This window comes from Gemmiger formicilis, assembly GCF_016901605.1.
Classification (GTDB): Bacteria; Bacillota; Clostridia; order Oscillospirales; family Ruminococcaceae; genus Gemmiger; species Gemmiger formicilis_B.
Genome location: NZ_JACJKP010000212.1, coordinates 1 through 4,125, shown reverse-complemented (window position 1 = coordinate 4,125; position 4,125 = coordinate 1). Strand labels below are relative to the sequence as shown.

4 protein-coding genes are annotated in these 4,125 nt (G+C 48.6%); 2 read left to right on the top strand and 2 right to left on the bottom strand.

The genetic code is table 11. The features are described from left to right. Positions 1-368, bottom strand: a 368-nt coding sequence (locus H6B10_RS12970; protein WP_204651991.1) for an NAD-dependent epimerase/dehydratase family protein, incomplete at its 3' end; no start/stop codon positions are given. A gap of 63 nt (positions 369-431) precedes the next feature. Then, entirely contained in the window at positions 432-1,520 is a 1,089-nt protein-coding gene (gene gmd / locus H6B10_RS12965) for a GDP-mannose 4,6-dehydratase (RefSeq protein ID WP_204651990.1), read from the bottom strand. A 171-nt stretch (positions 1,521-1,691) separates the two neighbouring features. Here gmd and H6B10_RS12960 point away from each other — a divergent pair, with 171 nt between their 5' ends. Beyond that, positions 1,692-2,552 (top strand): AraC family transcriptional regulator, encoded by an 861-nt coding sequence (locus H6B10_RS12960; protein ID WP_204651989.1) that lies wholly within the window; start codon positions 1,692-1,694, stop codon positions 2,550-2,552. 216 nt (positions 2,553-2,768) lie between these two features. Continuing rightward, a complete protein-coding gene (locus H6B10_RS12955; protein WP_204651988.1) occupies positions 2,769-4,100 on the top strand; it encodes an MATE family efflux transporter in 1,332 nt (443 codons plus the stop codon). Positions 4,101-4,125: the final 25 nt, after the last annotated feature.

The following is a 4,125-nucleotide window of genomic DNA, read 5'->3' as shown; positions in this document are numbered from 1 at the left end:
TCTTTCATAGGTTGCGGGGCCATGCGCGGGTAAATGCAGCTGGAGCCGAGAAACTCCAATTTTTTGCATCCATTTTGCCAGGCAGAATGGATCACATTCATTTCCAGCGTCATGTTGTAATACATAAAGTCTGCCAGCGCTTCCTGGTTGGCCACGATGCCCCCTACCTTGGCGGCTGCAAGAAATACATACTCCGGTTTTTCCACAGCAAAGAACGCTTCCACATCAGCCTGACGGCAAAGATCCAGTTCCTTGTGCGTACGGGTAATGATATTGGTATAGCCCTGACGCTGCAATTCCCGCACAATGGCACTACCCACCATGCCGCGATGACCGGCCACATAGATTTTCGCATTTTTTTCCATCATAATAATCGTCTTCTTTCTGTTGCATCCAATTGGATCATTCAAAAAAGTCACTTACACAGCCTTTTATTTGATGACGCCCTTCTCCAGATATTCTGCCAAGTTCGTTTGAATATGCTCTTCAGTACGCTCCACAGCAACCTTTTTCATATCATGGTCCACCATGATTTTTACAAGATCTTCAAAGCTGGTTTTTGTGGGGTTCCAACCCAGCTCTGTCTTAGCCTTGGTCGGATCCCCCCAAAGGTTGACCACATCGGTGGGGCGATAGAAATCAGGGCTCACTTCTACCAGAACCTTGCCGGTGGCTTTATCGATGCCTTTTTCCTCCATTCCTTCACCCACAAACTCCAGTTCAATACCCACATGGTGGAAGGCCAGCTGGCAGAATTCCCGCACAGAATGTTGTACACCGGTAGCAATCACAAAATCTTCCGGCTTATCGTTTTGCAGGATCAACCACATGCATTCGACATAATCCTTCGCATAGCCCCAGTCACGCAGGCTGGACAGATTTCCAAGGTACAACTTATCCTGTTTTCCCTGTGCGATACGTGCTGCCGCCAAAGTAATTTTTCGCGTCACAAAAGTTTCGCCGCGGCGTTCAGACTCATGGTTGAACAGAATGCCGGAGCAGCAGAACATATTGTAGGCTTCACGGTATTCTTTAACGATCCAGAACCCGTACTGCTTGGCAACAGCGTAAGGGCTGTAGGGATGGAACGGTGTTTTTTCGTTCTGCGGCACCTCTTCCACTTTACCATACAATTCACTGGTAGAAGCCTGATAGATGCGGCAGGTTTGCGCCAAACCGCACAAACGGACAGCTTCCAGAACGCGCAGCACGCCGGTGGCAACAACATCGGCGGTATATTCCGGTACATCAAAGCTGACTTGCACATGACTCTGAGCAGCCAGATTGTAAATTTCATCCGGGCGCACACTGCCGATGATGGCCATCAGACTCATAGAGTCCCCCAGGTCACCGTAATGCAAATGAAAGTTTTTGTGCCCTTCCAGATGTGCAATCCTTTCCCGGTAATCTACAGAGGAACGGCGGATCATGCCGTGTACGTCGTATCCTTTTTCCAGCAAAAACTCCGCCAGATAGCTGCCGTCTTGACCGGTAACACCGGTGATCAAAGCCTTTTTCATGATTTTGTCGCCTTTCATTGTGTTTTATCGCACAGATTGGTTTACAAATATACACTTACTGTTTGTTATTCTAACGATATTTTTCCGTCTTCGGTAGGGGAAATCTTGCAAAAGACTAGCATTATATTGACTTCTTTGTTATACTAAAAAAAACATTTGTGAGGCACCACCATGGATACGCCCTTGTTTGATGGAAAACTGGTACATTCCAGCCGCATTATCTATACCCCCTCTTCTTTTGCGCGGACAAATTTGCTGCATCTGCAGGAAATCGGCAGCCTGCAGGCACGGCAGCCCCACGACAGCACTCGCAAAGATTTAGCCTCCTACCTGTTTTTCGTGGTAGAACGCGGTTCCGGTTTGTTGGAATACGGAGGTGTACGGCGGCATCTTCAAAAGGGCGACTGCGTTTTTCTGGATTGCAAAAAGCCTTATCTGCACCGAACCGATCCCGACCTGTGGCAGCTTCGCTGGGTACATTTCTATGGTCCCAATATGGGCGCCATTTATAAAAAATACCAGGAACGCGGCGGCCAGGCCGCGTTCCATGCCCAGCATCCGGAACAGTTCAGCACACTTTTGCAACGGCTGTATGAATTAGCCAATTCCGACGAGTATGTTCGGGACATGCAAATCTACGGCGGATTGGTGGAACTGCTCACACTTTTGATGCGGGAAAGCTGGCATCCCGGCACGGTCAGAATTGCTTCCGGTAAGAAACAGAATCTGCAGGAAATCAAAGATTATCTGGATACTCATTACAGAGAAAAAATTACGCTGGACGATCTGGCCGAACGCTTTTATATCAACAAATTTTATCTTACCCGGGTCTTTAAAGAACAGTTTGGCCTGCCGGTCACCAGTTATCTTGTCCAGCTTAGAATCACCAGAGCCAAACGGCTGCTCCGTTTTACCGACCGGACAATCGAATCCATCGCACAGGACTGCGGCTTGAATGATGCCAACTACTTTTCACGGTTGTTCAAGAAAATCGAGGGAACCACACCTGGAGAATACCGTCGCCAATGGTAATTTATATGAATCATAAAGGCGGCGGTCGTTTTCAAGCCAATCACTTCCAGCCGGGGCGGCCTTGGCAGCCCAAGCAAACCGTGCTATCGTAAAAACAATAAAACACCGTGTGGATTTTTACAGTGTTTATGCTACTTTTCGCCACACAATGATCTGTTACCGGATCATTGTGTGGCTTTTTTTATGCAAATTTGGACACGAAAGGCAGGAACCGTTATGACCGATACCCTTATGAAAGAAAAGCCGATTTTTCCTTTGTTGGCATCCATGGCGCTGCCCATGGTATTTTCGATGCTGGTCAATGCGCTGTATAACATTGTGGACAGCTTTTTTGTGGCGCAAATCAGTGAAGATGCCATGACCGCGCTTTCTCTGGTTTATCCCATGCAAAATCTGATCAATGCCATAGCAATTGGTTTTGGGGTTGGCATCAATGCACAGATTGCGTTGCATTTGGGAGCCGGCGTGCGGCACCGGGCCGATACGGCAGCCACCCATGGAATGTGTTTTTCTTTACTGCATGGCATTGTAATTACCATCGTTAGCATTGCCATTACCCCCAAATTTCTGGCCGCATTCACAACCGATGAAGTCGTTATCCGGATGGGAACCACCTACGCCTCTATCGCTTTCTCCTTTTCCGTCGTAGTAATGGCTGCGCTGGCGTTTGAAAAAATTTTCCAGGCTATCGGAAGAATGAAGCTGACGATGATTGCACTTATGGCGGGTTCCATCTGCAATATCGTATTGGACCCGCTTCTGATTTTCGGGTGGGGACCCTTTCCGCAGATGGGTATTGCAGGCGCTGCGTTGGCCACCGGTATCGGGCAAATTCTGACCCTGTCTCTTTACCTGCTTTTTTACAACAAATACCCCACACCGGTAAAGCTGCGCCGTTCTTGTATGCGTCCGAACAAAAAAATGGATTTGCAGCTGTATGCCATCGGCATCCCGGCTATTCTGAACCTTGCGCTTCCCTCTGTACTGATTTCTTTCCTCAATGGCATCCTGGCTGCCTTCTCGCAAAGTTATGTTGTGGTACTGGGCATCTACTACAAATTACAGACTTTCTTATATCTGCCGGGCAGCGGCATTGTACAAGGAATGCGACCGTTGATCGGATACAATTACGGTGCAGGCGAATCGGAACGTGTCCGCAAGATTTACCGCTTGACCATGTGGCTCTGCGGCGGCATTATGGCGTTTGGCACTGTATTGTGCCTGGCTTTTGCCGACAAATTGATGGGGCTTTTTACAACCAACCCGGAAACCATTACCATCGGACAATATGCACTGCGGGTTATCAGCTGCGGCTTTTTGATTTCCACTGTTTCTGTGGTCACGTCAGGCGCTTTGGAAGGACTTGGAAAAGGCGTTGCTTCTTTGGTGATTTCCCTGTTCCGGTACTGCCTGGCAATCATGCCGTTGGCCTGGATTCTCTGCCGCTTGATGGGCCCTACCGGCGTGTGGCACGCTTTCTGGACGACGGAGGTAATTGCCGCCGCAATTTCTATGGTAGTGTATCGGAAAAGCGTCAAGTTGAAATAATCCGTCACAACCTCTTGTGAACCAA

Coding starts and splice junctions, on each gene's coding strand:
- gmd (WP_204651990.1), bottom strand. CDS start 1,520: ATGAAAAAGGCTTTGATCACCGGTGTTACCGGTCAAGACGGCAGCTAT.
- H6B10_RS12960 (WP_204651989.1), top strand. CDS start 1,692: ATGGATACGCCCTTGTTTGATGGAAAACTGGTACATTCCAGCCGCATT.
- H6B10_RS12955 (WP_204651988.1), top strand. CDS start 2,769: ATGACCGATACCCTTATGAAAGAAAAGCCGATTTTTCCTTTGTTGGCA.